This window comes from Streptomyces sp. NPDC048751 (genome assembly GCF_043198595.1).
Classification (GTDB): domain Bacteria; phylum Actinomycetota; class Actinomycetes; order Streptomycetales; family Streptomycetaceae; genus Streptomyces.
In genome coordinates, this window is record NZ_JBICUX010000002.1 from 697,119 (window position 1) to 720,516 (window position 23,398).

19 protein-coding genes and 1 riboswitch are annotated in these 23,398 nt (G+C 71.8%); of the genes, 12 read left to right on the top strand and 7 right to left on the bottom strand.

What is annotated here, in order from left to right; genetic code table 11:
• Positions 1–24: 24 nt before the first annotated feature.
• Positions 25–2,505, bottom strand: a complete 2,481-nt coding sequence (pcrA, locus tag ACGFNV_RS10140) for a DNA helicase PcrA (protein ID WP_393621025.1) — start codon at positions 2,503–2,505, stop codon at positions 25–27.
• A 315-nt stretch (positions 2,506–2,820) separates the two neighbouring features.
• Positions 2,821–2,980: riboswitch (cyclic di-AMP (ydaO/yuaA leader) on the top strand.
• 7 nt (positions 2,981–2,987) lie between these two features.
• On the opposite strand from pcrA, the gene ACGFNV_RS10145 reads away from it, so the two are divergent.
• Both ACGFNV_RS10145 and ACGFNV_RS10150 read left to right on the top strand, forming a co-directional pair.
• Positions 2,988–4,172, top strand: a complete 1,185-nt coding sequence (locus ACGFNV_RS10145; protein ID WP_393621027.1) for an NlpC/P60 family protein — start codon at positions 2,988–2,990, stop codon at positions 4,170–4,172.
• An 86-nt stretch (positions 4,173–4,258) separates the two neighbouring features.
• A complete protein-coding gene (locus ACGFNV_RS10150; protein WP_393621029.1) occupies positions 4,259–5,245 on the top strand; it encodes a tellurite resistance/C4-dicarboxylate transporter family protein in 987 nt (328 codons plus the stop codon).
• Here the strand turns inward: ACGFNV_RS10150 and ACGFNV_RS10155 are convergent.
• Positions 5,223–5,576, bottom strand: coding sequence for a hypothetical protein (locus tag ACGFNV_RS10155; protein WP_133927573.1), 354 nt, complete (start codon positions 5,574–5,576; stop codon positions 5,223–5,225). The genes ACGFNV_RS10150 and ACGFNV_RS10155 overlap by 23 nt on opposite strands.
• A 481-nt stretch (positions 5,577–6,057) precedes the next feature.
• On the opposite strand from ACGFNV_RS10155, the gene ACGFNV_RS10160 reads away from it, so the two are divergent.
• The gene (locus ACGFNV_RS10160; protein WP_393621490.1) at positions 6,058–7,137 is read left to right on the top strand and encodes an NlpC/P60 family protein; all 1,080 of its coding nucleotides are present in this window, start codon (positions 6,058–6,060) and stop codon (positions 7,135–7,137) included.
• A gap of 20 nt (positions 7,138–7,157) precedes the next feature.
• Here ACGFNV_RS10160 and ACGFNV_RS10165 read toward each other — a convergent pair whose 3' ends face one another.
• Positions 7,158–7,901 (bottom strand): LuxR C-terminal-related transcriptional regulator, encoded by a 744-nt coding sequence (locus ACGFNV_RS10165; RefSeq protein ID WP_393621031.1) that lies wholly within the window; start codon positions 7,899–7,901, stop codon positions 7,158–7,160.
• On the bottom strand, positions 7,898–9,187 hold the full coding sequence (locus ACGFNV_RS10170; RefSeq protein ID WP_393621033.1) for a PspC domain-containing protein: 1,290 nt from the start codon (positions 9,185–9,187) through the stop codon (positions 7,898–7,900). The genes ACGFNV_RS10165 and ACGFNV_RS10170 overlap by 4 nt, the downstream gene beginning before the upstream one ends.
• Before the next feature lie 265 nt (positions 9,188–9,452).
• Here ACGFNV_RS10170 and ACGFNV_RS10175 point away from each other — a divergent pair, with 265 nt between their 5' ends.
• The 7 genes from ACGFNV_RS10175 (at position 9,453) to ACGFNV_RS10205 (ending at position 19,066) form a co-directional block, all read left to right on the top strand.
• On the top strand, positions 9,453–11,507 hold the full coding sequence (locus tag ACGFNV_RS10175; protein WP_393621035.1) for a PQQ-binding-like beta-propeller repeat protein: 2,055 nt from the start codon (positions 9,453–9,455) through the stop codon (positions 11,505–11,507).
• On the top strand, positions 11,504–13,936 hold the full coding sequence (locus ACGFNV_RS10180; RefSeq protein WP_393621037.1) for a PQQ-binding-like beta-propeller repeat protein: 2,433 nt from the start codon (positions 11,504–11,506) through the stop codon (positions 13,934–13,936). The genes ACGFNV_RS10175 and ACGFNV_RS10180 overlap by 4 nt, the downstream gene beginning before the upstream one ends.
• 105 nt (positions 13,937–14,041) lie before the next feature.
• The gene (locus ACGFNV_RS10185; protein WP_393621038.1) at positions 14,042–14,896 is read left to right on the top strand and encodes a VWA domain-containing protein; all 855 of its coding nucleotides are present in this window, start codon (positions 14,042–14,044) and stop codon (positions 14,894–14,896) included.
• Positions 14,893–15,774: a hypothetical protein gene (locus ACGFNV_RS10190; RefSeq protein WP_393621040.1), complete on the top strand. Its 882-nt coding sequence runs from the start codon at positions 14,893–14,895 to the stop codon at positions 15,772–15,774. Before ACGFNV_RS10185 ends, ACGFNV_RS10190 begins: the two co-directional genes overlap by 4 nt.
• The gene (locus ACGFNV_RS10195; RefSeq protein WP_393621042.1) at positions 15,761–17,218 is read left to right on the top strand and encodes a hypothetical protein; all 1,458 of its coding nucleotides are present in this window, start codon (positions 15,761–15,763) and stop codon (positions 17,216–17,218) included. The genes ACGFNV_RS10190 and ACGFNV_RS10195 overlap by 14 nt, the downstream gene beginning before the upstream one ends.
• A 185-nt stretch (positions 17,219–17,403) precedes the next feature.
• On the top strand, positions 17,404–18,837 hold the full coding sequence (locus ACGFNV_RS10200; RefSeq protein WP_393621044.1) for a PspC domain-containing protein: 1,434 nt from the start codon (positions 17,404–17,406) through the stop codon (positions 18,835–18,837).
• Entirely contained in the window at positions 18,824–19,066 is a 243-nt protein-coding gene (locus ACGFNV_RS10205) for a hypothetical protein (protein WP_393621046.1), read from the top strand. The genes ACGFNV_RS10200 and ACGFNV_RS10205 overlap by 14 nt, the downstream gene beginning before the upstream one ends.
• Before the next feature lie 16 nt (positions 19,067–19,082).
• Here the strand turns inward: ACGFNV_RS10205 and ACGFNV_RS10210 are convergent, their stop codons facing one another.
• From ACGFNV_RS10210 to ACGFNV_RS10220, 3 genes are all read right to left on the bottom strand, one after another.
• Positions 19,083–19,607 carry a DoxX family protein gene (locus ACGFNV_RS10210; RefSeq protein WP_393621048.1) on the bottom strand — a complete coding sequence of 175 codons (525 nt, stop codon included), beginning with the start codon at positions 19,605–19,607 and terminating at the stop codon, positions 19,083–19,085.
• Between the two features lie 125 nt (positions 19,608–19,732).
• Entirely contained in the window at positions 19,733–21,010 is a 1,278-nt protein-coding gene (locus ACGFNV_RS10215; RefSeq protein ID WP_393621050.1) for a hypothetical protein, read from the bottom strand.
• Between the two features lie 241 nt (positions 21,011–21,251).
• Positions 21,252–22,046, bottom strand: coding sequence for a class II aldolase/adducin family protein (locus ACGFNV_RS10220; RefSeq protein WP_393621052.1), 795 nt, complete (start codon positions 22,044–22,046; stop codon positions 21,252–21,254).
• 186 nt (positions 22,047–22,232) lie between these two features.
• On the opposite strand from ACGFNV_RS10220, the gene ACGFNV_RS10225 reads away from it, so the two are divergent.
• Positions 22,233–22,868 (top strand): hypothetical protein, encoded by a 636-nt coding sequence (locus ACGFNV_RS10225; protein ID WP_393621054.1) that lies wholly within the window; start codon positions 22,233–22,235, stop codon positions 22,866–22,868.
• A gap of 42 nt (positions 22,869–22,910) precedes the next feature.
• Positions 22,911–23,384 (top strand): pyridoxamine 5'-phosphate oxidase family protein, encoded by a 474-nt coding sequence (locus ACGFNV_RS10230; protein WP_393621056.1) that lies wholly within the window; start codon positions 22,911–22,913, stop codon positions 23,382–23,384.
• The last annotated feature ends 14 nt before the right edge of the window (positions 23,385–23,398 follow it).

A 23,398-nucleotide genomic window follows, 5' to 3' on the forward strand; every position in this document is an offset into this window, starting at 1 on the left:
GGGCTCGGCACGTGAAAGCCTCGGTCAGAGCTTCTCGACCGGCGCGTACCGCAGCAGCAGCCGCTTCGGCTTGGTGTCACCGAAGTCGATCGTCGCCTCGGCGTTCCCGCCCGTGCCCTTGACCGCGACGACGGTCCCGAGGCCGAACTGGTCGTGCGTCACCCGGTCGCCGACCGCCAGCGCGACCACCGGCTTCTCCGAGGTCCGACGCGTGGCGAAGCCGGACGCGCCCGAGGCCGACGAGCGCGAGCGGGACGACGACAGCGACGCCGCGACCCCGGAGACCGGACCGGCCGGAGCCGTCGGGGCCCCCGTCCGCTTCCACTCCACGTGCTGGTCCGGGATCTCCGCCAGGAACCTCGAGGGCGGGTTGTACGACGGCTGCCCCCACGCGCTGCGCATGGCGGACCGCGTCAGGTACAGCCGCTCCCGCGCGCGGGTGATGCCGACGTACGCGAGGCGCCGCTCCTCCTCCAGTTCCTTGGTCTGGCCGAGGGCGCGCATGTGCGGGAAGACGCCGTCCTCCATGCCGGTGAGGAAGACGACCGGGAACTCGAGGCCCTTGGCGGTGTGCAGGGTCATCAGGGTGATGACGCCGGAGCCGTCCTCGTCCTCGTCGGGGATCTGGTCGGAGTCGGCGACCAGCGCCACCTGCTCCAGGAAGTCGGACAGCGCCACCGACTCCCCCTCGCCCCGCTCCTGCTCGAACTCCAGGGCGACGGCGGCGAGTTCCTGGAGGTTCTCGATGCGGGTCTCGTCCTGCGGGTCGGTGGAGGCCTGCAACTCGGCGAGGTAGCCGGTGCGTTCGAGGACCGCTTCGAGGACGGTGGCCGGTCCGGCACCGGACTCCACGATCGTACGGAGGTCCTCCATCAGCGTGTTGAACCGCTTGACGGCGTTGGTCGACCGCGCGGCCATGCCGTACGCCTCGTCGACCCTGCGCAGTGCCTGTGGGAAGCTGATCTTCTCGCGCTGGGAGAGGGCGTCGATCATCGCCTCCGCGCGGTCGCCGATGCCCCGCTTGGGGACGTTGAGGATCCGCCGCAGCGGCACGGAGTCCTCGGGGTTGGCGAGCACCCGCAGGTAGGCCAGGACGTCCCGGACCTCCTTGCGCTCGTAGAAGCGGACGCCGCCGACCACCTTGTAGGGCAGGCCGACCCGGATGAAGACCTCCTCGAAGACACGGGACTGCGCGTTGGTGCGGTAGAAGACGGCGACGTCTCCGGCCTTCGCGTCGCCCGCGTCGGTGAGGCGGTCTATCTCGTCGGCGACGAACTGCGCCTCGTCGTGCTCCGTGTCGGCGACGTAGCCGGTGATGCGCGCGCCCGTGCCCGCCTTGGTCCACAGGTTCTTCGGGCGGCGGGACTCGTTGCGCTCGATGACCGCGTTGGCGGCGCTGAGGATCGTCTGGGTGGAGCGGTAGTTCTGCTCCAGCAGGATCGTCGTCGCGTCCGGGTAGTCCTCCTCGAACTGGAGGATGTTGCGGATGGTCGCGCCGCGGAAGGCGTAGATCGACTGGTCGGCGTCACCCACCACGCAGAGCTCGGCGGGCGGGACGTCGTACTCGCTGGGCGGCACGTCGACGGGGTGCTCGGAGGTGCCGACGAGCTCGCGGACGAGGGCGTACTGCGCGTGGTTGGTGTCCTGGTACTCGTCGACGAGGACGTGCCGGAAGCGGCGGCGGTAGTGCTCGGCGACGTCCGGGAAGGCACGCAGCAGGTTGACCGTCGTCATGATCAGGTCGTCGAAGTCGAGGGCGTTCGCCTCGCGCAACCGCGACTGGTACAGGGCGTAGGCCTGGGCGAGGGTCTTCTCGAAGCCGTCGGTGGCCTGCGCGGCGAAGTCCTCCTCGTCGATCAGCTCGTTCTTGAGGTTGCTGATCTTGGCGCTGAAGGACTTGGGCGGGAAACGCTTGGGGTCGAGGTCCAGGTCGCGGCAGACCAGGGCCATCAGGCGCTTGGAGTCGGCCGCGTCGTAGATCGAGAACGACGCCGTGAAGCCGAGCTTCTTGGACTCGCGGCGCAGGATGCGCACGCACGCGCTGTGGAAGGTCATCACCCACATCGCGTTCGCGCGCGGGCCGACGAGCTGCTCGACGCGCTCCTTCATCTCGCCCGCGGCCTTGTTGGTGAAGGTGATCGCGAGGATCTGGCCCGGATGCACGTTCCGCTCGCCGAGCAGGTGGGCGATGCGGTGGGTGAGCACACGGGTCTTGCCGGAGCCGGCGCCGGCCACGATGAGCAGCGGGGTGCCGTGGTGCACGACGGCGGCGCGCTGGTTCTCGTTCAGCCCCTCCAGGAGCGCGGCGGGGTCCACCGCCGGGCGTGGGGCGCCGTCGCGGTAGTACTCCTCCCGGTCCGGCGGCACGTCGAACTTCCCGCCGAACAGATCGTCCGGGATCGGCTCCGGTACGTGATCGTCGTCGGGCGGCGGCGGGGGCTCTTCCCCATGGCCCTTCGGGGCCTGGAGGTCCGCCAGGAAGCTGTCGTCAAAGAGGCTGCTCATCGCTCTCCGAGTCTAGGGCGCCCCACCGACAACGGGCCGCCGCCCCGAAAACATCCCGGAAATCCCGCCCTCACACCCTGCGGAACCACTCCGTCACGATCCGCGACGAACTCATTTCGCGGTCGCAAACACGCCCAAGTCGTCACAGACATCTCCACATGGGCCCCAACGAGTAAAGCCCTGACCTCGGGTCACGAAAATGTATCGGGCATATCACCCATCAACCTTCACAAGGGCCACACCAGTTGGCTACCGTGCCGGGCAGGCCGTACGACCCCCACCGGCGAACGTCGCCGGGCCGCGCGGCCTCCGCCGAGTCCGCCCGCGCCGCAGTGCCGGCCGGAGCCGGGGACCCACCGAGACCTTGGGGTGAATCGGCCCCACTCCCCGACGGGGACAAGGCCGTAGGGCAACCCTTCCGAACCACCCGCCCGAACCCGACAGCTAACCCGGTAGGCGGACGATGGAAGGAGTCGCCTCCCTTGGCGTCGCAGCACCGCAAGCCCCGCCCCGCGGGCACGCGCGTGGCGGGCATACGCACGCCCGCCCTCGCCACGGCAGCCCTCACCTCCGTGGCCCTGCTCTCCCAGACGGCCCACGCCGCACCCGCGGACGACAAGCCGAGCCTGGAGGAGGTCGAGAAGAAGGTCGACGACCTCTACCGCCAGGCGGAGTCGGCGACCGACAAGTACAACGCGGCCAAGGAGAAGACCGCGAAGCAGCGCAAGCACGTCGACACCCTCCTCGACGACGTCGCAAAGCGCGCCCAGAAGCTCAACGAGGAGCGCGAGCGGCTCGGCTCCTACGCCGCGGCCCAGTACCGCACCGGCGCGGCCGCGCCCGACACCGCGACCTTCCTGCTGGCGGACTCCCCGCAGGACTACTTCGACCAGACCCAGCTGATGGACCGGATGACCGGTCGTCAGAAGCAGGAGGTCGACGACTACTTCGCCGAGCAGTCGGCGACGATGGAGAAGCGCCGGGAGGCGAGCGAGAGCCTCGCCACGCTCACCGACTCGCAGAACGACCTGAAGACCGCCAAGACCACCGTCCAGAAGAAGCTCGCCGACGCGCGCGGCCTGCTGTCGAAGCTGACGGCGGAGGAGAAGGCGCGGCTCGCCGCGATCGAGAAGCAGAAGCGGGAAGCGGCCGCGCGCAAGGCGGCGGAGCTGGCGAAGCAGCAGGCCGCGCAGCAGAAGGCCCAGGAGGAGGCGGCCGCCCAGCAGGACAGCTCCTCGCCGTCCTCGCCGTCCTCGTCCCCTTCGTCCCCCTCCTCCTCGTCGTCGACGCCCACCGACTCCTCGTACGCCACCAAGGCCGAGAAGGCGCTGGCCTTCGCCCGCGCACAGATCGGCAAGCCGTACGTCTGGGGCGCCACCGGCCCCGACTCCTACGACTGCTCCGGCCTCACCCAGGCCGCCTGGAAGGCCGCCGGCGTGGACCTCCCCCGCGTCACCTACGACCAGGTCAACGTCGGCACCACGGTCTCCCTCGCCGACGCCCAGCCCGGTGACCTGGTCTTCTTCTACGACGACATCAGTCACGTCGGCATCTACATCGGCAACGGCATGATGATCCACGCCCCGAAGCCGGGCGCGTACGTCCGCGAGGAGTCCATCTACTACGACGGCGAGTCGGGGATCCACAGCGTCGTACGACCGGCCTGACCCCGCCGGGGGCCGACCGGGTGGGGGCACGCGCGCGTGGAGCGCCTTTCCGCGCCCGCGGTGAGGTGGCTCCTTAGCATCGGGGCATGCCCCGACCCTCCCCCCTCCGCGCCTGGTGGGCGCGGCGATCGCCGACGACCGGCGCCGCTGTCATGGCGACCGGCATCCTGGCGGTCGGCCTGCGGTTGGCGGGGTACGAGGTGCTGTCCTGGATCGCGCTGGGAGCGGCGTCCGCCGCGTGGCTGGTCCTGGCGGTGCGCTTCGCCGTGGGGCTGCTGTGGGAACGCGAGCGGTGGATGGCGGAGGCGGCCACGCCGGGCGCGCTCACGGCGGTCGCCGCCACCGCCGCGCTCGGCACCGGTTTCTCGGCCCTCGGGCAGCAGACCGTCGCGGCGGCTCTGCTGGCGCTGTCGGTGGTGCTGTGGCCCGGCCTGCTCCTCGCCGGCGTACCGCGCTGGCGGCGGCGGATGCCGGGGACGGTGTTCCTGGGCTGTGTGGCCACGCAGGGGCTCGCCGTACTGGCCGCCGCCCTCGCCGGGGCCAAGGCGACCGACTGGCTCGCGCACGCCGCTCTGGTGCTTTTCTGGCTCGGCCTGGCGCTGTACTGCGCCGCGCTGTTCTGCTTCGACTTCCGCCAGGTGACCGAGGGCTCGGGCGACCAGTGGATCGCGGGCGGCGCGCTCTCCATCTCGGCGCTCGCCGGATCGAGGCTCCTCGCCGCCGACAGCGCGCGCCTGTACCTGTGGAACAGCGACGACAGCGGCGTCCTGCGCACCGTGACGGTCGGCCTGCTCGTGCTCGACCTGTGCTGGTACGCCGTACTCGTGGCCGCCGAATGCGTCCGGCGGCGCCCGCACTACGACGAGCGCCGCTGGGCGGCGGTGTTTCCGATGGGGATGACCGCGGCGGCGATGCTGTCCGTCGCCGACGCCTTCGACGTCTCCTGGCTGAAGGTGCCCGGTCAGGCCCTGCTGTGGATCGCGGTGGCGGTGTGGCTGGCGGTCGCCTGGGGCGCGGTGCGGACGGCCTCGGCGGCCGTCCGGGCCGAGGTCACGTCCACAGCACCGCGATGAAGATGTTGGCCGTGGTCAACGCGCCCACCAGCCCGAACAGGCTCTTGTCCACCTTCTCGTCGTCCCGCTTCACATAGACGAGACCCAGGATCACGATCAGCAGGGCCAGCTTCACACCGATCTTGATGTTGTTCACCGGCTGGTCGTCGGCCTGGTTGAGGCCGACCAGGATCACGCCGGTGACCAGCATCGTCAGCGCGCCGTGCAGCATCGCGGGGACGAAGCGGGCGGTGCCCCGGCCCATCGCCTTCATCTGCGTGAGGAAGCCGCCGAGGAGCGAGGCGATGCCGATGATGTGCAGGCCGACGAAGAGATGGATGAGTACGTCCATGGAGCCGGAGCCTAATCAGGGGCCGCCGGACGCCCGACACCGGCCCGGTCGAGAGGCGCGCAGGGCGTTGCATATATGCGCCATAGCACTCCGCCACAGCCCCATGTCCCGGATTCCCCACATCGGTCATCGCTCTGCGTGAAGACGGCGAGCCCGGAACGGGATCACGGTCACGTACGGTCACCCTTCGGTCCACTCGCGCCAGTTCCGCACAACCCGTCACAAGTTCGTCACTCCGCGTCCTACCGTCCTCCCTCAGGTGACCGGCTCCCCACCGCCGCCCGGGCCAGGGGCGGCAGTCGGCCACCACCGCCGAGAAGGTCCGGCGGCGGCTCGCTCCCCCTGTGCGGGCCGTCGCCGGACGCGGAACCGTCTCCGGCGGTCGTACGTCCGCTCCCCCCGCGGCTACGTCCCCCGACGGCCGTACGCTCTCCCCCGGCGTACGGACATGGCGGTCGTACGAAAGGACGTGCAGGTCCACGTGGCAGCGCACCGCAAGCCCAGACAGCGCTCGTTCAGCGGCAACACGGCCCGGACGGCGGCGACGCTCGCCCTGGCGGGCGCGGCGACCGCGACCGGATTCGACGGAACCGGCCACGCCGAGCCGAACCTGACGCCGGCGCAGGTCAAGGCCAAGGTGGACCAGCTGTACCAGGAGGCGGAGGCCGCCACCGAGAAGTACAACGGCGCGAAGGAGAAGACCGAGGCGACCGAGCAACGGCTGAACTCCCTGCGGGACCGGGCCGCGCGCACGGAGGAACGGCTCAACGTCGCACGGGAGGCGCTCGGTTCGGTCGCCGCGTCCCAGTACCGCAGCGGCGGACTCGACCCCGCGCTGCAGCTCGTCCTCTCCGACGACCCCGACCAGTACCTCGACGGGGCCGCCTTCGCCGAACGCGCCGGTCACCGGCAGGCGGGCGCCGTCGCACGCGTACGCAAACAGCTGCGCGAGATCGAGCAGTTGCGGGGGGCCGCGCGCGTCGAGCTGACCTCGCTGAAGGCGCAGCAGGCTCAGCTGCAACGGCGCAAGAGGACGGTCACCGGAAAGCTGGGCGCGGCCCGGCGGCTGCTGGCCCGACTCGGCGCCGAGGATCGCGCGCGGTTCGGCGCGAGTGGTGCGGGCGGCCCGGGCACGGACCGCGCCTCACGCGACGCGACGGGCGCCCGCGACGGCCTCCAGGCACCGGGCTCGGCGACCGTCGGCGCCCCCAACTCCCGCGCCGCCGCTGCCGTCGCCTACGCCTACAGCAAGCTCGGCAGCCCCTACGTCTGGGGCGCGACCGGCCCCGACTCCTTCGACTGCTCGGGCCTCACCCAGGCCGCCTACCGCGCCGCGGGCCTCTCCCTGCCCCGCACGACCTACACCCAGATCAACGCCGGCCGGCGCGTCTCCCGCGCCGAACTCCTCCCCGGCGACCTGGTGTTCTTCTACTCCGGCATCACCCATGTCGGCATCTACATCGGCGACGGCCGCATGATCCACGCCCCCAACCCCTCGGCCCCCGTACGGGTGGCCCCGCTCGACGAGATGCCGTACGCGGGGGCGACACGGGTGCTGTGACGCGGGTGCTGTGACGCGGGTCAGACCAGGCGCCGGGCCGTCGCCCAGCGCGTCAGTTCGTGCCGGTTGGACAGCTGGAGCTTCCTGAGGACCGCCGAGACGTGGGACTCGACCGTCTTCACGGAGATGAACAGCTGCTTGGCGATCTCCTTGTACGCGTACCCCCGGGCGATCAGCCGCAGCACCTCGCGCTCGCGCTGGGTGAGGCGGTCGAGGTCCTCGTCGACCGGCGGGGCGTCGGTGGAGGCGAAGGCGTCCAGGACGAACCCGGCGAGGCGCGGGGAGAAGACCGCGTCGCCCTCCTGGACCCGGAAGATGGAGGCGACGAGGTCGGTACCCGTGATCGTCTTCGTGACGTAGCCCCGCGCGCCACCGCGGATCACCCCGATCACGTCCTCCGCCGCGTCCGAGACGGACAGGGCGAGGAACCGTACGGGCCGCTCGGCGTCGGCCATCAACGGGGCGCAGCGGCGCAGCACCTCGACCCCGCCGCCGCCCGGGAGGTGGACGTCGAGGAGGACCACCTCGGGCCGGGTCGCGGTGATGACCGTGACCGCCTGGTCCACGTCCGCCGCCTCACCGACGACCTCGACGCCGGTCTGCGCGGTCTGGCCGATCTCGGCCTGTACGCCGGTACGGAACATGCGGTGGTCGTCGACGAGGACCACGCGCACATGGCGTCCGCCCGCGCCGGCCGTGGACTGCTCGGGCTCGGCCGCCTCCCCCGCTCCCACCGTGGTGTTCTGCTCGGTCGGGTCGCTCATGACGTCTTCTCCGCCCTCTCCATCTCCAGCTCGACCTCCGTGCCGCCGTCGGGCACCGCGCGCAGCCGCGCCGTGCCGCCGTTGCGTTCCATGCGGCCGATGATCGATTCTCTAACGCCCATGCGGTCGGCGGGTATCGAATCGAGGTCGAAGCCCGGGCCCCGGTCCCGGACGGACACGAAGACCGTCCTGCCCTCGACTTCCGCGTAGACCTGCACGGCGCCGCCCTCGCCACCGTACTTGGCGGCGTTCACCATCGCCTCGCGCGCGGCCTGCATCTGTGCGCTGGTCCCTTCGTCGAGTGGGCAGTCGCCCACGACGACGACCTCGATGGGGACGCCGTGCTTGTCCTCGACCTCCGCGGCGTTGCGCCGGACCGCGTCGGCGAGGGTGGTCGGTTCGTCGGCTTCGTCCTTGCCGGTGCCCTCAGGCTTGTAGAGCCAGGTGCGCAGGTCGCGCTCCTGGGCGCGGGCGAGGCGGCGCACCTCGCCCGCGTTCTCCGCGTTGCGCTGGATCAGGGTCAGGGTGTGCAGCACCGAGTCGTGGACGTGGGCGGCGACCTCGGCGCGCTCCTGGGCGCGGATGCGCATCAGGCGCTCCTCGGAGAGGTCCTGCGTCATGCGGACGAGATACGGCCCGGCGAGGAGGGTTATCCCGACGAGGACGGCGAGGGCCGCTTGCAGGACCGAGCCGAGGTGGGCGGCGGAGCCCTGCAGGACGAAGATGCCGGAGACACCGGCGGTGACGAGGAGGACACCGCCGCCCGCGCGCAGCAGCGTGAGGGTGCGGCGGCGGCTGCCGACCTCGACCCAGCGGGCCCGCCGGGCGTTGTCCGCCTGGCGCCAGACGAGGGCGACGCCCGCGCCGACGAGGACCGCGGGCAGCAGATACACCTTGGCGCCGCTGCTCAGGTTGACGCTGCCGACGAAGACCATCGCCACGACGACCATGAGCAGCAGGGCGACGATCTGCCCCTTGTCCGGCTTGCGCGCGACGAGCCTGCGGCGGCCGTCGGGCGAGGTCTCGGCGCTGACGAGCGACGGGGGTTTCTGGCCGCCGACACCGCCGACACCGAGCGGCACGAAGAACCAGAACGCCCCGTACAACAGGGCGCCCAGACCGTCCGCCATGAACAGGCCGACGAAGACGAGCCGCACCCAGATCACGGGCAGGCCGAGATGCCCGGCGAGCCCTCGCGCCACCCCGCCCAGCCAGCGTCCGTCGCTGCTTCGGTAGAGCTTGCGCGGGGGCCGCGGTTCGGCGAGGGGCACTGCGGCTTCCGGCATGTCACCGATGTTCACACGGGCGGCGGCCCGGAGCATCAGGGGTCGCCCCCTAAGGGGTCCGTGCAGGAGGGGAAAGTCCCGGAGCGGGTTGGCGCACCCGTCGTCGTGGTCGACGAAATCCGCACAAGGGGAAAATAAGCACTTTCGATTGATCGTGGATATTCGGGTGAGCTATCGTGCCATCTGCCCAACTTCCATGATTATCAACGTCTTTGACTGAGACGGCATGCATCTGTCGGTATCGAGCACATAGGCGGTTTCGGTCATGGCGACGTCTGCAGCCCCGAATGTCCTTCAGGCCCTGGGCGCCCAGGACCCACGCTGGATCGGGGACTACCGTCTGCGTGCCGTGATCGGGCAGGGCGGCATGGGCCGCGTCTACCTGGGCGAACTCGCGCACGGCGGGCGGCCCGCCGCGATCAAGACGATCAAGGCCGACCACGTCCTGGACGCGGAGTTCCGCGAGAGGTTCGCACGTGAGGTCGTCGCCTGCCGGAAACTCGGCGGCCACTGCACACCCGCGGTGCAGGACTACAGCCTCGACGGACTCCGGCCCTGGCTCGCCATCGACTACGTCAAGGCGCCCACCCTGAAGGACCTGGTGAAGGAGTCCGGGCCGCTCCCGGTGCCGGCGGCCATGGCGCTGGTCCGGGAACTGGCCCGGATCCTCGTCAGACTGAACGAGCTGCGCCTGGTGCACCGTGATCTGAAGCCCTCCAACGTCCTCGTCACCCCCGACGGTCCCAGCATGATCGACTTCGGGCTGGTCCGGGACATCACCCGGCCGTCCGGCAGCCTGACAACGCCGAGAGGCACGGCGGGTTACGTGTCACCCGAGCAGGTCCGCAACCGAGGTGTCGGCGGGGCCACCGACGTGTACGCGCTCGGTGGCGTGCTGGCCTTCGCCGTGACGGGCGAGGACCTGCCGCTGAGCGACAACGGCGTGATGGTCGCCCGCCGGCCGGACGGCTCGCCGGACATGGCGGAACTGCCCGCCGACGTCCGCGAACTCGTCGACATCTGCATGGTCCAGGACGCGTCCCGCCGGATCTCCGCCCGTGCCCTGATGGATCGGGCCGATCGCCTCGCCCTGGCCGCGCAGGGCCTCGGCATCGGGCGGACGGTGACCGGTCTCGGTGCTCTCGCATGGCTGCCGGAGGGCGCCCAGGAGGTGCTGCGGCGCTACGAGAACGTACTCGTGCCGCAGGCACCCGCGGATTTACCGGCCGGTCCCCCGCCGCACCGGCCGCCGACGAAGCCCACCCCGCCCCTGCCCCCGCCCCCGACCGGTCCCCTGGCGGCGACCCGCATCGCGCCGCGCTGGTCCCACCGGCTGCCCGGCCCGACCTACTACGCCACGCCGCTGCCGCACCGGGGCCGGCTCCTGGTGGCCGCGCTCGACGGCACCGTGCAGGCGCTGGACTGCGCCGGGGGGAGACCCGTGTGGACCCGCGCGGTGGGTGCCCGGGTCGAATGCACCCTGGCCGCGGTCGGCGAAACCGTGATCGTCCCCTGCGCCGACCGCGCCGTCTACGCGCTGGACCTAGGCACGGGCGCCACGCTGTGGCGGCACAGCACCGGCAACACCGCGCCCTCGACGCCCTCGGCGACGGAATCCCTGATCTGTCTGGGCGACCGCGAGGGTGTGGTGACGGTGCTGGAGCCCGGGTCCGGCCGAGTGCGCTGGCGGGCGAGCGCGGGCAGCCGGGCCGTCCTCGGGGCACCGGCCGTCCGCGAACAACCGGGCACCGTCTACGCGGCGGCATGGGACCACTACCTGTACGCCTTCGACGCCACCGACGGCACACGGCTGTGGCGGGCACCGACCGGCGGGGAACTGCAGGGCGGACCCGTGGTCGCGGGCGACACCGTCCTGGTGGGCAGCGGGGACCGCCATGTGTACGCCTTCGACGCCGCGAGCGGGACCCAGCGCTGGCGCTTCCGGACCGAGGGCCGGGTCATCGCCTCCCCCGCCGTCCAGGGCGAGCTGGTGTGGGTGGGCTGTAGCGACGGCGGGCTGTACGCCCTGTCCCTGACCGACGCCAAGGTCCTGCACCGGTACCCGGTCGGCGCCGCGATACGGGCGACGCCGACACCGCACGGCCAGTGCGTCTACGTGGCGGGCCAGGACGGCGTGGTGCACGTCGTACAGGGCCACACCGGCCGTCACTGGCCCTGGTTCGAAGCGGACGGTCCCATAGACTCCGCGGTCGCCGTGGCGGACGGTCTGGTCTACGTGGGCTCGGCCGACGGCCGCGTGCACGCCGTCGAGGTCGGGGCCGGCCGCACCCACGTGCTCGTCCAGGATCCGTGCCCGTGAGGTTCGCGCCGGGCCGCCGGGCCAGGAAGGCAGCGCCGCCCGGGGCGGAGGCCGACTCGGCGGGCATGCCGACCGCGACGGTCCGCAACCGGTTGGGAACGTCGTTGCGGCAGGGACTGCTCGGCGAGACCTTCAAGGGGCGGGCGGACGACGGCACGCCCGTGGCCGTCACGCGGGTCGACGCACGCTGGACGGCCCATCCGGCGAGCCCGTTCCTCCTGGAACAGGCGGCCGTTCACGCCCGGGACACCCGGGTGCCGGGAGCCGTCGCCGTGCGCGGTGTCCTGCCCCCCGGTGACCTGAGCCCCGACGGCTTCTGTCTGGTGACGGATTTCGTGGCCGCGCCCACGCTGCACAAGATGGTGAGCCATACCGGCCGGCTGTCCGTGCCGCTCTCCCTGTGGCTGGCGGAGTCGGTCGCGAAGGTGCTGTGGGCACTGGCTGAGGACAAACGTAGTCACGGCGCGCTCGATCCCTCCACGATCCTGTGCACGGCGAGCGGGCCACTGCTGACCGATCACTCCCTGATCGGACCACTGAGCCGGGCCCCTCGGACGCAGAGCCTCACCGGGGGCGTGCTGAGTCATCCGTGCTTCGGCCTCGTCTATGTGGCGCCCGAGATCGAGTTCCGGGGCGAGTGGGGCGGGACCGCGGCCGACGTGTACGCGCTCGGGAAGATCCTGCTGAACACCATGAGCTCGGCTTCCGAAGCCGGTGCCAAAACTCTCGGCAGACTTGTGGACGACTGCACCCGTGATCGTGCTCGGCGCAGGCCGTCGCCTCAACAGGTCGCGCTCCGGGCCTCGGCCGGCCTCCGGGAAACGGGCGTCAAGCCTCACACGGCGCTCGCGAAGTGGACGAGCCGGATGGTCCGGACGACGGCCGCCGGCCGCGCCTCCATCGCCACCGTCACCACGTTCGGCGCCACGCGCACCACCCTGCCGGCTGCCACGGCACCGGCGAACCCGCCCGCGGCCAACGCCGCCCCGAGCCGGCGGACGAACGACTGCGGCACCCTGCCGCCCGACCCTGCCGACGTGCCGTACGCCGACGTCCCGCAACCCGCCGGGCAGGGCCCCGGCGAGCTGTCCGCGGCGGAGGAAATTCCGCTCACCGCCCCCGCACCGGTGCCGACGGCGCCAGAGGCTGCGTCGGCCATGGTCGATCACTTCGCCCAGCCGGCGCCCCACGTCGCGTCCCTGCCCGACGTCACCCCGCCACCCGACGAGCCGGCGCCGAACACCGAGCTGCCGGCGGCTGTCACGGACCCGGCCGATGCCGTGCACGGCGCCCACCACGCCGCCGGGCACGGGCAGCGAACCATGGTCCCGGGCGCCGCCCCATCGGCACGAGCGCCCCGGCCCAGCGGATGGACGACAGACCTCGGCTTCCTGCCCGACGCCCCGTTGGCGTACGCGAGCGACGTCCTCTACGTCGCGGGCACCGACCGCGGCGAGGGCGTACTGCGCGCTCTGGAGGGCCACAGCGGCACCCCTCTGTGGGAGTTCCGGGCCGGGGGGCCTTGCCAGGCACGCCCGGTGCCGTACCGGAACCGCATCCTGCTGGCGGCACGGAACGGCGTCCTGTACAGCCTGCGCGCGGACGACGGCCAAGTGGAGTGGTCGGCGCCCATCGACGACCCGCTGGGCTCCGCGCCCGCCGTGGTCGACGACCGTGTCTGGCTCGGCGGGATCGGCGGCACCCTGCAGACGGTGGACCTCCGCGACCTGTCCTCGCGCACGGTCGCCGTTCCCGGCGTGCCCGCGGACGTGCTGGCCTCCAGCGCGCTTCCGGGGCCGGGATGCCTGTGGATGCCCACCGTGACCGGTCTGCACCGGTTGGCCGCCGACGGCAGCGTCCTGTGGTCCCGGCCCGAACTCGGTGACCTCAACGGGTGCGGCATCGCACTGGCCGGCGACCTGTTGGTCGGCGGCACCCCGGACGGCCGGGTGTACGCCTGCGACGCCACATCGGGAGAGGTCCTGTGGACCCGTTCGACCGACGGCGTGCTCACCGGGCCGCCACTGGTCGCGGGCGGTGCCCTGTACGTGGGCGGCTCGCAGGGCGCCGAAGGCGCGGTCTGGGTCCACGACCCGGTATCGGGGCACCTGCTGTCCGTCGTCGCCCTGCCCACCGCCGTGACCAGCCCGTTGGCCCGGGGCCCCGGCATGGTCTTCGTGGCCACCCGTGACCGGCACCTGTGGGCCGTCGCCGAAGGGAGCGGGCGCAGGCTGTGGTCGTGGCGCGTGGGGGGCCGGATCGGCCGGTGCGGTCCCCGCGCGCGGGGCGGCCTGGTGTTCACCGGCTCGTCCGACTGCCACCTCTACGCGGTGGCCGTGCGGGACGGGACCGGCGGGCCACAGGGTGCCCTGCGCATCGACCCGGAGATAGACGCGGCCCTGACCGTCCTCTTCAACCGCGTCGGCTGAGGCCCCGGACGCCCGCGTGGCACGGGCCGCAGCCCGCCCGTCCACCCCAGCCGCACACCCGACACCCCCTGCACACGACCATCCACAGAGCGGAAAAGAGACAGCATGCCGTACGAGGCGGAGATCAACAGCGCTCACCCGACGTACGTGGTCCTGCTCATAGACCAGTCGGGCTCCATGGACTCGCCCTTCTTCGGGGGCACCCGCCCCAAGTCCGAGGAGGTCGCCGACGCCCTGAACCGGCTGGTCTTCGAACTCGTGCAACGGGCCAGCCCGAGCGCCCAGTCGAAGGTCAAGAACTACTACGACATCTCGATCATCGGCTACAACGACACCGTCCGCTCACTGTTCTGCGGCCCGCTCGCGGACAAGGACATCGTGACCATCAGCGAGTTGCGCGACAATCCTGCCCGGGTCGAGGAGCGGACGCGGACCCAGTCGGACGGGGCCGGGGGCGTGATCGACGTGCCGGTGAGGTTCCCGGTGTGGGTGGAGACGACAGCCGCCGGCCGGACCGACATGACCGCCGCCCTGGACTACGCCCATGACCTGCTGTCGGAGTGGGTGGACGAGCATCCGCGCAGTTTTCCTCCGATCGTGGTCAATCTGACGGACGGTCTGGCCACCGGGGAGTCACCGGTCGAGCCCGCCGAGCGGGTGCGGTCCCTGTCGACCCAGGACGGCCAAGTACTGCTCTTCAACGCGCACGTGACCTCAACTCCGCTCGATCCCATGCTGTATCCGCAGGCCCCCGACGAGTTGCCGCTCGAGGGCAAGCTGCTGTTCGCGATGTCCAGCGAACTGCCGGACAGCATGCGGGAGACCGCGGGATCACTGAACGTCCCGGTCCGGTACGGCAGCCGGGGCCTGGTGTTCAACGGCAACGCCGTCGACGTGATCAAGCTGCTGGACATCGGCACCCGCCATGTCGCGCCGGCGCCCGGCTCCGCGGTGCGGTGACCTGGGACGTCACCGTCCGGCGACTGCACAAGGCGGGCAACACGCCGGACGAGTACGAAGACGCCGCCTACGCCACCGCGCAGGGCGACCGCACAGGACCGGCGGGCGCCGCCGCCCGCACCGAGCGTCTCGCGGTCGCCGACGGCGCCACCGAGTCCGCGCTGTCGGGGGAATGGGCCCGGATGCTCGTCAAGGAACTCTGCGCGTGCCCACTGCGCACGCTGTCGGACCCGCACGCGTTCCGCGCCGTGGTGACGTCACTGGCCGACGGATGGCCCGCCTGGCTGCGCTCCTACGTCCGGGAGCTGGGCCGTCCCCTGCACTACTGGGAGCCGCGCCGGCTCACGGACGGCGCGGCCGCCGCCGTGCTGGCGGTCGCCCTGACGCCCGTACCCGGCGACGGCGGACCGGTGGTCTCCTGGATGTGGAAAGCGGCGGCCGTCGGGGACTGCGAGCTGTTCCAGGTGCGCGACGGCACACTGGTCACGGCCTTCCCGCTGACCACCAGTGGCGCGTTCGGCAGGACCCCGGCCCTGGTCCACAGTCTGGAGGCCCTCGGCCCGGGAGGTGCCGGGCGGGTCACCCTGGCGGGCGGCTGGGCGTTGCCGGGCGACGTCTTCTTCCTGGCGAGTGACGCGCTGGCGGCCTGGGCGCTGTTCAGTCAGGAGGCGGGAACGTCTCCGTGGGAACAGCTGACGAGGTTGGCTCGGGGCGACGACGCGCGGTTCGCGCACGTGATCACGCAGTTGCGTGCGGAAGGCGTGCTCCGCAACGACGACGTGACCCTCATGGCCGCCGTCCTCGGCGCCGAACCCGGGGACCCCGACACGGCACCCCTCCGCGGTATCCGGGAGGAGACCGACGATGACCACCCCTGACCCCGCGGGCTTCGGCCGCTTTCCCACCCTCGGTGACTACAGCACCGCCCTGCAACACCCTCAGTTGTGTTTTCCCGACGACGCCGACCTCCGGACGGCGCGGGTCACCGGTGACGTCCTGCTGGGTCCGATGGCGAGCAGCGGCAACTTCGGCGGTGTCTACCACCTGGTCTCCGAGAGCGGGCAGCGCGAGTGGGGCGTCAAGTGCTTCACGCGGGCCTCGGACATCCGGCCGGAGCGCTACCGGAGCATCTGCGCGAGGCTCGCCGACGTCGATCCGGACACCGACCGCTGGTACGTCCCCGTGCAGTTCCTGCCCGAGGGAATCCGGGTCGGCGAGAACCGCTGGCCGGTCACCAAGATGACGTGGATCCGTGCCCCCGGGCTGATCGACTGGATCGACCAGAACGTGCACAACAGCACGTACCTGCGCAAGCTGGCCAGTGACTTCACCGATGTCGTGCTGCGCCTGGAGGAACTCGGCATCGCCCACGGCGACCTCCAGCACGGCAACGTCCTGGTCTCCGCCGGCCGCCGGGTGCGGCTCGTGGACTACGACGCCATGTACGTGCCCGACCTGGCCGGTGCCGCACGGCCCGAGGGGGGCCACCGCCACTACCAGCATCCGCGGGCGGTGGACCTGTTCGGCCCTCGTATGGACCGTTTCCCCGCCCGTGTCATCCAACTCAGCCTTCTCGCCCTGGCCCACGACCCGGACCTGTGGACGGAGCTGCGGGAACCGGAGGACGAGCGGCTGCTGCTGGGCATGGGCGATTTCGCCGACCCCAACACCTCGGAGGCGTTCGACGTCCTCTCGCACAGCTCCGACTTCCGGGTCCTGGGCCTCGTCGCCCGACTCCTCCAGGACCTCGACTCCGACCCGGACGACATCCCGCCGCTGGCACGGCTGCGCCCCGACGCGCCGCTGAGCGGTCGCGGGCAGGCCGCGCAGACCCGACCGGTGCCCGCGAGCACACCCCCGCCACCCCCCTCACCCCCCTCACCTCCCTTCCCCCCGGTGCCTCCGGCCTTCGGGACGGAAGCCACGGGCGTGCGGCGGGACGAGCGTCGGACCACCTCCACGAACGGCGGCGACCGTCCTGTGCCGGCGAGGACGAACACTCCGCAACCCGTGCAGCGGCTCCCCACCCCGTCCAGGCCGTCCGGCACCGATGACACCGCACCCGCTCGTCCCGGGCCCGCGCCCGTACCTCGGGCGCCCGCCAAGCGGGCCGCCCCTGAGATCCCCGGCAAGAAGGCCGCCGAGCGGGCCGCCCGCCGGCAGAAAGGGGTCCTCGTCCTCACCGCCGTCATCGCGCTGGCCATGGTGGCCTTCGTGCTCATCGGTGTCCTCGCGCCCGCGGCGATACCCGACGTGCTCTGCAAGCCCCTGCCCTACGCCTGCGCCCGCGCCGGCTCCCCCACGCCGTCCAGCACCCCTTGACCCCGCGTCCGAGCCCTCGTGAGCTGTGCGGAGCCGTTGACGCCCGGGGTGACGGCCCGCTTGGGCGGCGGGTCGAACGGCGTGGCCGTCGAACGGTTCCCCCGCGTCGGCTCAGGGGCGATATCAGGGTCCGACCAGGGTCGTTCCGACTGCCGCCGAAGCGCCTCGCCCGTCACCATGGACGCATGACCGATCACCAGCACGCCGCGGACGCGGTGCCCGACGAGGGTGCCACGCCCCACGCGCGCCCCGCCCCCGGAAAGGCACCCGGCGAGACGCCCCGCAGCGCCGCCGGTGAACAGGGTGCCGGTGGAGCCGGTGAACAGGCGGTCGAGGAAGCCGACGCCCCGCACCGGTTCCGCCGTGACCGGCAGCACAAGATGATCGCCGGGGTGTGCTCGGGGCTCGGGCGGCAGTGCGACATGGACCCGGTGATCTTCCGGATCACGCTCGCGGTGCTCTCCGCGACCGGCGGCATCGGCCTCATCTTCTACGGCTTCGCCTGGCTCTTCGTGCCGTACGCACGCGAGGACCAGAACGAGGTGCGCAAGCTCCTCACCGGCCGGGTGGACGGGCAGGCGCTGGCGGCCGTGCTGTTCGCGCTGGTCGGCTGCGGGGTCTTCCTGTCCATGTTGAAGAACGGCGGCGTGCTGGCCTTCTCCGTCGTCCTCTCCCTGCTCCTCGCGGGCGCCGGATACTGGTCGCCGCGACGCGGCGCGCCCGACCCCGACCCGCTGGCCGCCCAGGCCGCGGCCGACGCTCCCCCGGAGGCGCAGGCACCGCCGGTCCCCTCGGCCTACCCCTCCTGGTGGCGCGAGCCCATCGTCAAGGACGGCACACACGTCGGAGGCACCGGCTATCTCTGGGGTCCCCGCGACTCCGCCGACCGCGACATCGCAGCGGCCGTCAACATCGGCCGCGGCACCGACGGACGCGGCCGCGCGGACAGGGACGCGTTGCGTGCCAGGCCCCGGCCGAAGCCGCGCGGCCCCCGCTGGATCGGCGGCTGGGTCTTCCTGCTCGCCGTGCTCGCCGGTGCCCTAGGCACCCGGCTGACCTGGGACGACCATCCGCTCGGTACCAGCTTGCAGACGGGGTTGTCCCTCGCGCTCGTGGTCTTCGGGGTGGGCATGGCCGTCAGCGCTTTCCTCGGGCGCATGGGAGCCGGGTCGGTGTTCCTGGCGGTCGTGACGGCGGGGCTGCTCGCCGCTTCGGCCGCGCTGCCCAAGGACGTCGGCACCCAGTGGATACGTGAGACATGGCGGCCCGCCGCGGTGGCGGACGTGCGGCACAAGTACGACCTCGGTACCGGCGTCGGCATCCTGGACCTGTCCCGGCTGGACCCGGCCAAGGGCCAGACCGTGACCGCCCGGGCCGAGGTGGGCGTGGGCCGGCTGCGGGTGATCGTGCCGCCGGACGTGACGGTGCGGCTGAACATCGATGTGGGCCTGGGGGACGTCCAGTTGCCGGGTGACGACAAGAAGGACGTGGACGTGAAGCCGGGCAGGTACAAGGAGGTGACCCTGGCGCCGGCCTCGGGCGGCAAGGGCACCGGCACGCTCGACCTGGATCTCCGGGTCGGCGTGGGACAGGCGGAGGTGAGCCGTGCTGCGTCATGAGTTCCAGCCCGGAAGGCTGGTCGCCGGTGCGTTCCTCACCCTGGCCGGCGTCCTCTACGCCGGGGACGCGGGCGGCCTCTGGGACACTCCGTGGTTCGCGGTCATCCCGATCGTCACGGGCGGTCTCTGTCTGGCGGGCGCGGTCGCCTTCCTCACCCGCGGGATACGCCGACGCCGCCGTTCCCCCGCCGCTGAGCCGTCGTCAGCCCGGCCGACGGGGCCCGTGTGAGCGGCGGGCCCGCGGCCTACCGGTACCCGCCGCCCCGCCGTCGCCTCCGCAGCATGGCGTCCACGGAGAGGAAGGGAGCACCTGCCAGGACGAGGGGGAGCCAGGCCATGAGGTACGCGAGGTCGTTGCCGTAGTAGTACGGGTCGGAGCCCCAGCTCACGGTCAGCCACAGGCTGAGGGAGATCAATGCTCCGCCGAGTGCGGCGACGCGGGTGAGGAGTCCGAGCAGGGTGCCGATGCCGACGGCGAGTTCCCCGAAGGCCATGGCGTAGCCGAAGCCGACGGGGTTCTTCAGGGCCATGTCGACGAGGGCCGGGATGGCCGAGGAGTCCCGGACGGCGCGCATCGTGTCGCCGATGGATCCGGCACCGGAGTCCTTGAGGAAGGCGGCGTCGGTGAGTTTGTCCAGGCCGGCGTAGATGAAGGTGACGCCGAGGAAGACACGGAGTGGGAGCAGGGCGTAGCGGGTGGCGTTGTCCCGCCAGCTGTGCCCACTGTCGAGATAGGGGGTGTGAGTGTCCGAACGCATGCCGTGAGTCATGGCTCCTAGCCGCCTCTCCGCCGCCGTGACATGGCCCCTCAACAGACCATACGTACGAAAGGGAGGTCCCGCTCACCCCTCTCGTGCACACCGACAGGTTCTTGACAGCCGGGACGTCTCCCCGGTCACTCCGTCACGTCGATCGTGTACCGGTTCGTCTCCACCCCCGCGGCGGTCACCACCTGCACCTCCACCCGCCCCGGCTCCACGTCCGCGGGGACCGGCACCGTCAGGACGGCGTCGGTCGGGTTGCTGAAGCCGCCGGTGACCGGGACGAGTGGGACGTGGACGTTGACGGGGCCGATGCGGACGACCATCCGGGACAGCCGGTCGGCGGCGTGCGCGCCCGGCGGCACGAAACCGGCGCCCCGGATCTCGATGTCGTCGCCGGTGCGGATCGGCGCGTCGAGGTCACCGGCCTCGCGGGCCCGGACCACGGAGAGGATCACGGGCCGGCCGCCCTCGGCGTACTTGCCCGCCAGGTAGGTGGCCGCCGAGACCAGCACGACCACCGCGAGCCCCCAGGGCAGGTCGGGCAGTTGCTCGGGGCGGCGGGCGAGGCGCACCGCCGCGAAGGCGAGGGCGACGGCGCTGATCACGACGTACTGGATGTCGGCGAAGGTGCCGCGGCCCGAGTCGTCGGTGAGCAGGTCGGCGGCGCGTGGCCGGTCCGCCCGTACCTTCTGCAGCCGCTGGCCGAGCACCCGCAGCCCGACCACCCGCCGCACCAGTACGGCGATCCCGCACACCACCGCGAGGACGGTCACGGCACCGGCGCCGCGGGCGAGTTCGAGCCCGGAGATCAGCGCGTCCCGCCGGGCGTTCCCGGAGGCGGCGGCCAGCTGTCCGACGAGTACGAGCACCGCGTAGGCAACGAACAGCACCCACGCCGTGGCCACCGCGCGCGAGGTGGACAGGCGGTTGTCCTCGCCGATGACCGGGGCCAGCGCCCCGCCGCGGGCGCGGTGGAACCAGGACGCGGCCGTCAGCGCGCCGCCCACGAGCACCGCGGCGAGCAGTCCGGCCGTGCGCGCGGCGGTCCAGCCCGCGCCGATCGCCGTGAGCGCCTGGACCAGGAGCAGCAGGACGACCGACGCCCACACGGTGAACGCGGTCCTGCCCCACAGGCGTGCCAGCCAGGCGGCGCCCTCGGCCCGGCCGCGCTCGGCGACGAGTTCCGCGGACTGCGCCAGTTCCTCCGAGACCCACTGGCGGGAGGCCGAGGCCGAGTGGGCCACGGCGGCGGGAAGTCCTTGCCCGGCCGCGAACTCGTCCCGTCTCAGCAGGAATTCGGCCACGGCCCGCCGGTGTCCCGCGCGTGCCCCGTGCGGGCAGTCCCCGCAGGTGCAGCCACCTGAGTGCGCGCCCATGTCCGCGCCCTGTCTCGCCTCTTGGACCGCCACGTCCGCCGCCCGCCTTCCCCACGAACCAGGACGACCGGTGGCCCTGCGCAGCCTCCGGCCACCGCCGTTCTTCTCCCGTGCCACACCCCTGCGATGACGCGAATTGTGCCCTACGTTCCGGGGGTCGCGTCCGGCAGGTGTGGTCAGTGCGGGTGAGGCTTCGGCCGCCGTATTGACCGGGCCGCTCGAACTTCGATAACGAGGAGTCAGCGATGACGAAGGCGGCGGCGCTCAGAGGGCTCTAACTGAGCAGATCGGGTTCACTCCGGCTGATGTCCTGCCACAGCGGCTGGTAGTTGATCCAGGCCACCAGGTCGCCGCCGAGCTGTTCGCGGGTCGCCACCGCCAGCTTGTGGTCGATGAGGATCGGCCGCCCGGCGGCCCTCGCCGTCAACTGCACCTGGCTGGACCGTTCCATGGACAGGAACCACCAGGCCGCCGCGTCCACCGAGTCCCCCACGGTGAGCAGCCCGTGGTTGCGCAGCACGAGCGCCTTGCGGGAGCCGAGCGCGGCCGCGATGCGCCGGCCCTCCTGCGCGTCGACGGCGACGCCGGTGTAGGAGTCGTAGAGGGCGTGGTCCTCGTAGAAGGCGCAGCTCTCCTGGGTGATCGGGTCGAGCAGGTCGCCGAGGGCGGAGAGGGCGCGTCCGTGCACGGAGTGGCAGTGGGCGACCGCGACGACGTCGGGGCGGGCGGCGTGCACCTGGCTGTGTACGGTGAACGCGGCCTGGTTGACGTGGTAGCGGCCGTCGATGACCTGCCCGTCCGAGTTGGCCAGCACCAGATCACTCACGGTGACGTGCTTGAAGGGCATCCCGAAGGGGTTGACCCAGAAGCAGTCGCTGAACTCCGGGTCGCGCGCGGTGATGTGCCCCGAGACCCCGTCCTCGAAGCCGAGCCGTCCGAAGATCCGCAGCGCGCCCGCCAGCCGCTCCTTGCGGTGTCGGCGTTCGTCCTCGACCGTGTCGTGCATCGGCGGCATCGCGAACTGCAACTGGTCGGTGGGCAGCGGGAGGGGCGGCGTGGGCCCTTGCATAGGTCCTCCTGCGGGGGTTGCTTTACGGGGCGGAAGTTACCGTCGGTCAGCCCAAAAGGGCAGGGGTCTTTTGTAAAGATGACGCGCCCAAGCGCGGCCCGGGTGCATGCAACCCTTGCCCCGGCTCACTGGTCTGGTGTGCGGAATCCGATATTCAGCAACACTTTTCAGCCACTGGAGGCTTCCGTGAGCATCGCCGACCGGCACATCCCCGCTCTGATGCGGCAGATCGCGACCCAGGACACCATCGAGCTCGTGCACCCGTTCGCCGAGTGGCCGACCTTCGGCGCGCTCGCGTACATCGCCGAGTGCTACGGCTACCGGTACGCGGACGTCCGCCTGGTCGGCAAGCACAAGATCGCGCACGTGTATCTCGTCCCCGACCCGAGCCCCTGGGCGCGGCAGCGCGCGGCGGCCAACTGGGCGGCCTTCCCCGACCCGGGCCCCGGCCGCCCGGTCCCCGGCATGTACCTGGGTTCGATCACTCCGGTCCCGGAGGCGCAGAAGGACGTCGACCTGATCACGACACTCATCCGGTACGACGGTCTGGGCGCCGCCGCCAACCGCAAGCAGCTGCTGACCATGGCCTGGGCCTTCCCGCTGCTGTTCCTGTTCCTGGCGGTGGTGACCGGCAAGTACGTCGTCCTGCTCCCGCTCGCCGTGCTGCTGCCCGCGTTCCTGCTGCTCGCCCTCCGCGTCAACGCGGCCCGGCGCGCCAAGCTGGCCACACAGCTCACGGCGGCGGGCTGCACGCAGGTGCGGGACGAGTCGGGGCGTGAGCGGTTCGTACGGCCGGTGCCGTACGGGGTGGAAGGCCACTGATACCGGACAGCAGCTGTCGGGTATCGGCGCGAGACTCGCCGTATGACAGAGAACTGGGCGACCTTCGTCACCGCCGAACCCGATCTCGCCGCGCTCGTCGAGGAGCGTTTCGGCGCCTTCACCCACCATGTCCTGGCGACCCTGCGCAGGGACGGCTCACCGCGCACCTCCGGCCTGGAGGTGCGGTTCCTCCACGGTGAGCTGTGGCTCGGCATGATGCCGGACTCGCTCAAGGCGCTCGACCTGCGCCGCGACCCGCGCTTCGCCCTCCAGGCCAACCCGGGCGAGGGCACCGGCATGGGCGGTGGGGACGTACGGATCAGCGGGCGGGCGATCGAGGTGGAGGACCCGGCGGTGAAGTCCGGATACGTGAAAGAGGTGGAACCGCCGGAGCCGTTCCACCTCTTCCGCACCGAGCTGACGGAGGTCGTACGGACCTACGTCGAGGACGACACGTATCTGGTCGCCCAGGTCTGGAAGCCCGGAGAGCCGGTGCGCACTCTCAAGCGGACATGAACCGGCTCGGTGGG

Bases quoted from the DNA above. Each gene is read 5' to 3' on its own strand.
- pcrA (WP_393621025.1), bottom strand. From the start codon at position 2,505: ATGAGCAGCCTCTTTGACGACAGCTTCCTGGCGGACCTCCAGGCCCCG.
- ACGFNV_RS10150 (WP_393621029.1), top strand. From the start codon at position 4,259: ATGCCCCGACCCTCCCCCCTCCGCGCCTGGTGGGCGCGGCGATCGCCG.
- ACGFNV_RS10155 (WP_133927573.1), bottom strand. From the start codon at position 5,576: ATGGACGTACTCATCCATCTCTTCGTCGGCCTGCACATCATCGGCATC.
- ACGFNV_RS10165 (WP_393621031.1), bottom strand. From the start codon at position 7,901: ATGAGCGACCCGACCGAGCAGAACACCACGGTGGGAGCGGGGGAGGCG.
- ACGFNV_RS10170 (WP_393621033.1), bottom strand. From the start codon at position 9,187: ATGCCGGAAGCCGCAGTGCCCCTCGCCGAACCGCGGCCCCCGCGCAAG.
- ACGFNV_RS10175 (WP_393621035.1), top strand. From the start codon at position 9,453: ATGGCGACGTCTGCAGCCCCGAATGTCCTTCAGGCCCTGGGCGCCCAG.
- ACGFNV_RS10185 (WP_393621038.1), top strand. From the start codon at position 14,042: ATGCCGTACGAGGCGGAGATCAACAGCGCTCACCCGACGTACGTGGTC.
- ACGFNV_RS10195 (WP_393621042.1), top strand. From the start codon at position 15,761: ATGACCACCCCTGACCCCGCGGGCTTCGGCCGCTTTCCCACCCTCGGT.
- ACGFNV_RS10200 (WP_393621044.1), top strand. From the start codon at position 17,404: ATGACCGATCACCAGCACGCCGCGGACGCGGTGCCCGACGAGGGTGCC.
- ACGFNV_RS10210 (WP_393621048.1), bottom strand. From the start codon at position 19,607: ATGACTCACGGCATGCGTTCGGACACTCACACCCCCTATCTCGACAGT.
- ACGFNV_RS10220 (WP_393621052.1), bottom strand. From the start codon at position 22,046: ATGCAAGGGCCCACGCCGCCCCTCCCGCTGCCCACCGACCAGTTGCAG.
- ACGFNV_RS10230 (WP_393621056.1), top strand. From the start codon at position 22,911: ATGACAGAGAACTGGGCGACCTTCGTCACCGCCGAACCCGATCTCGCC.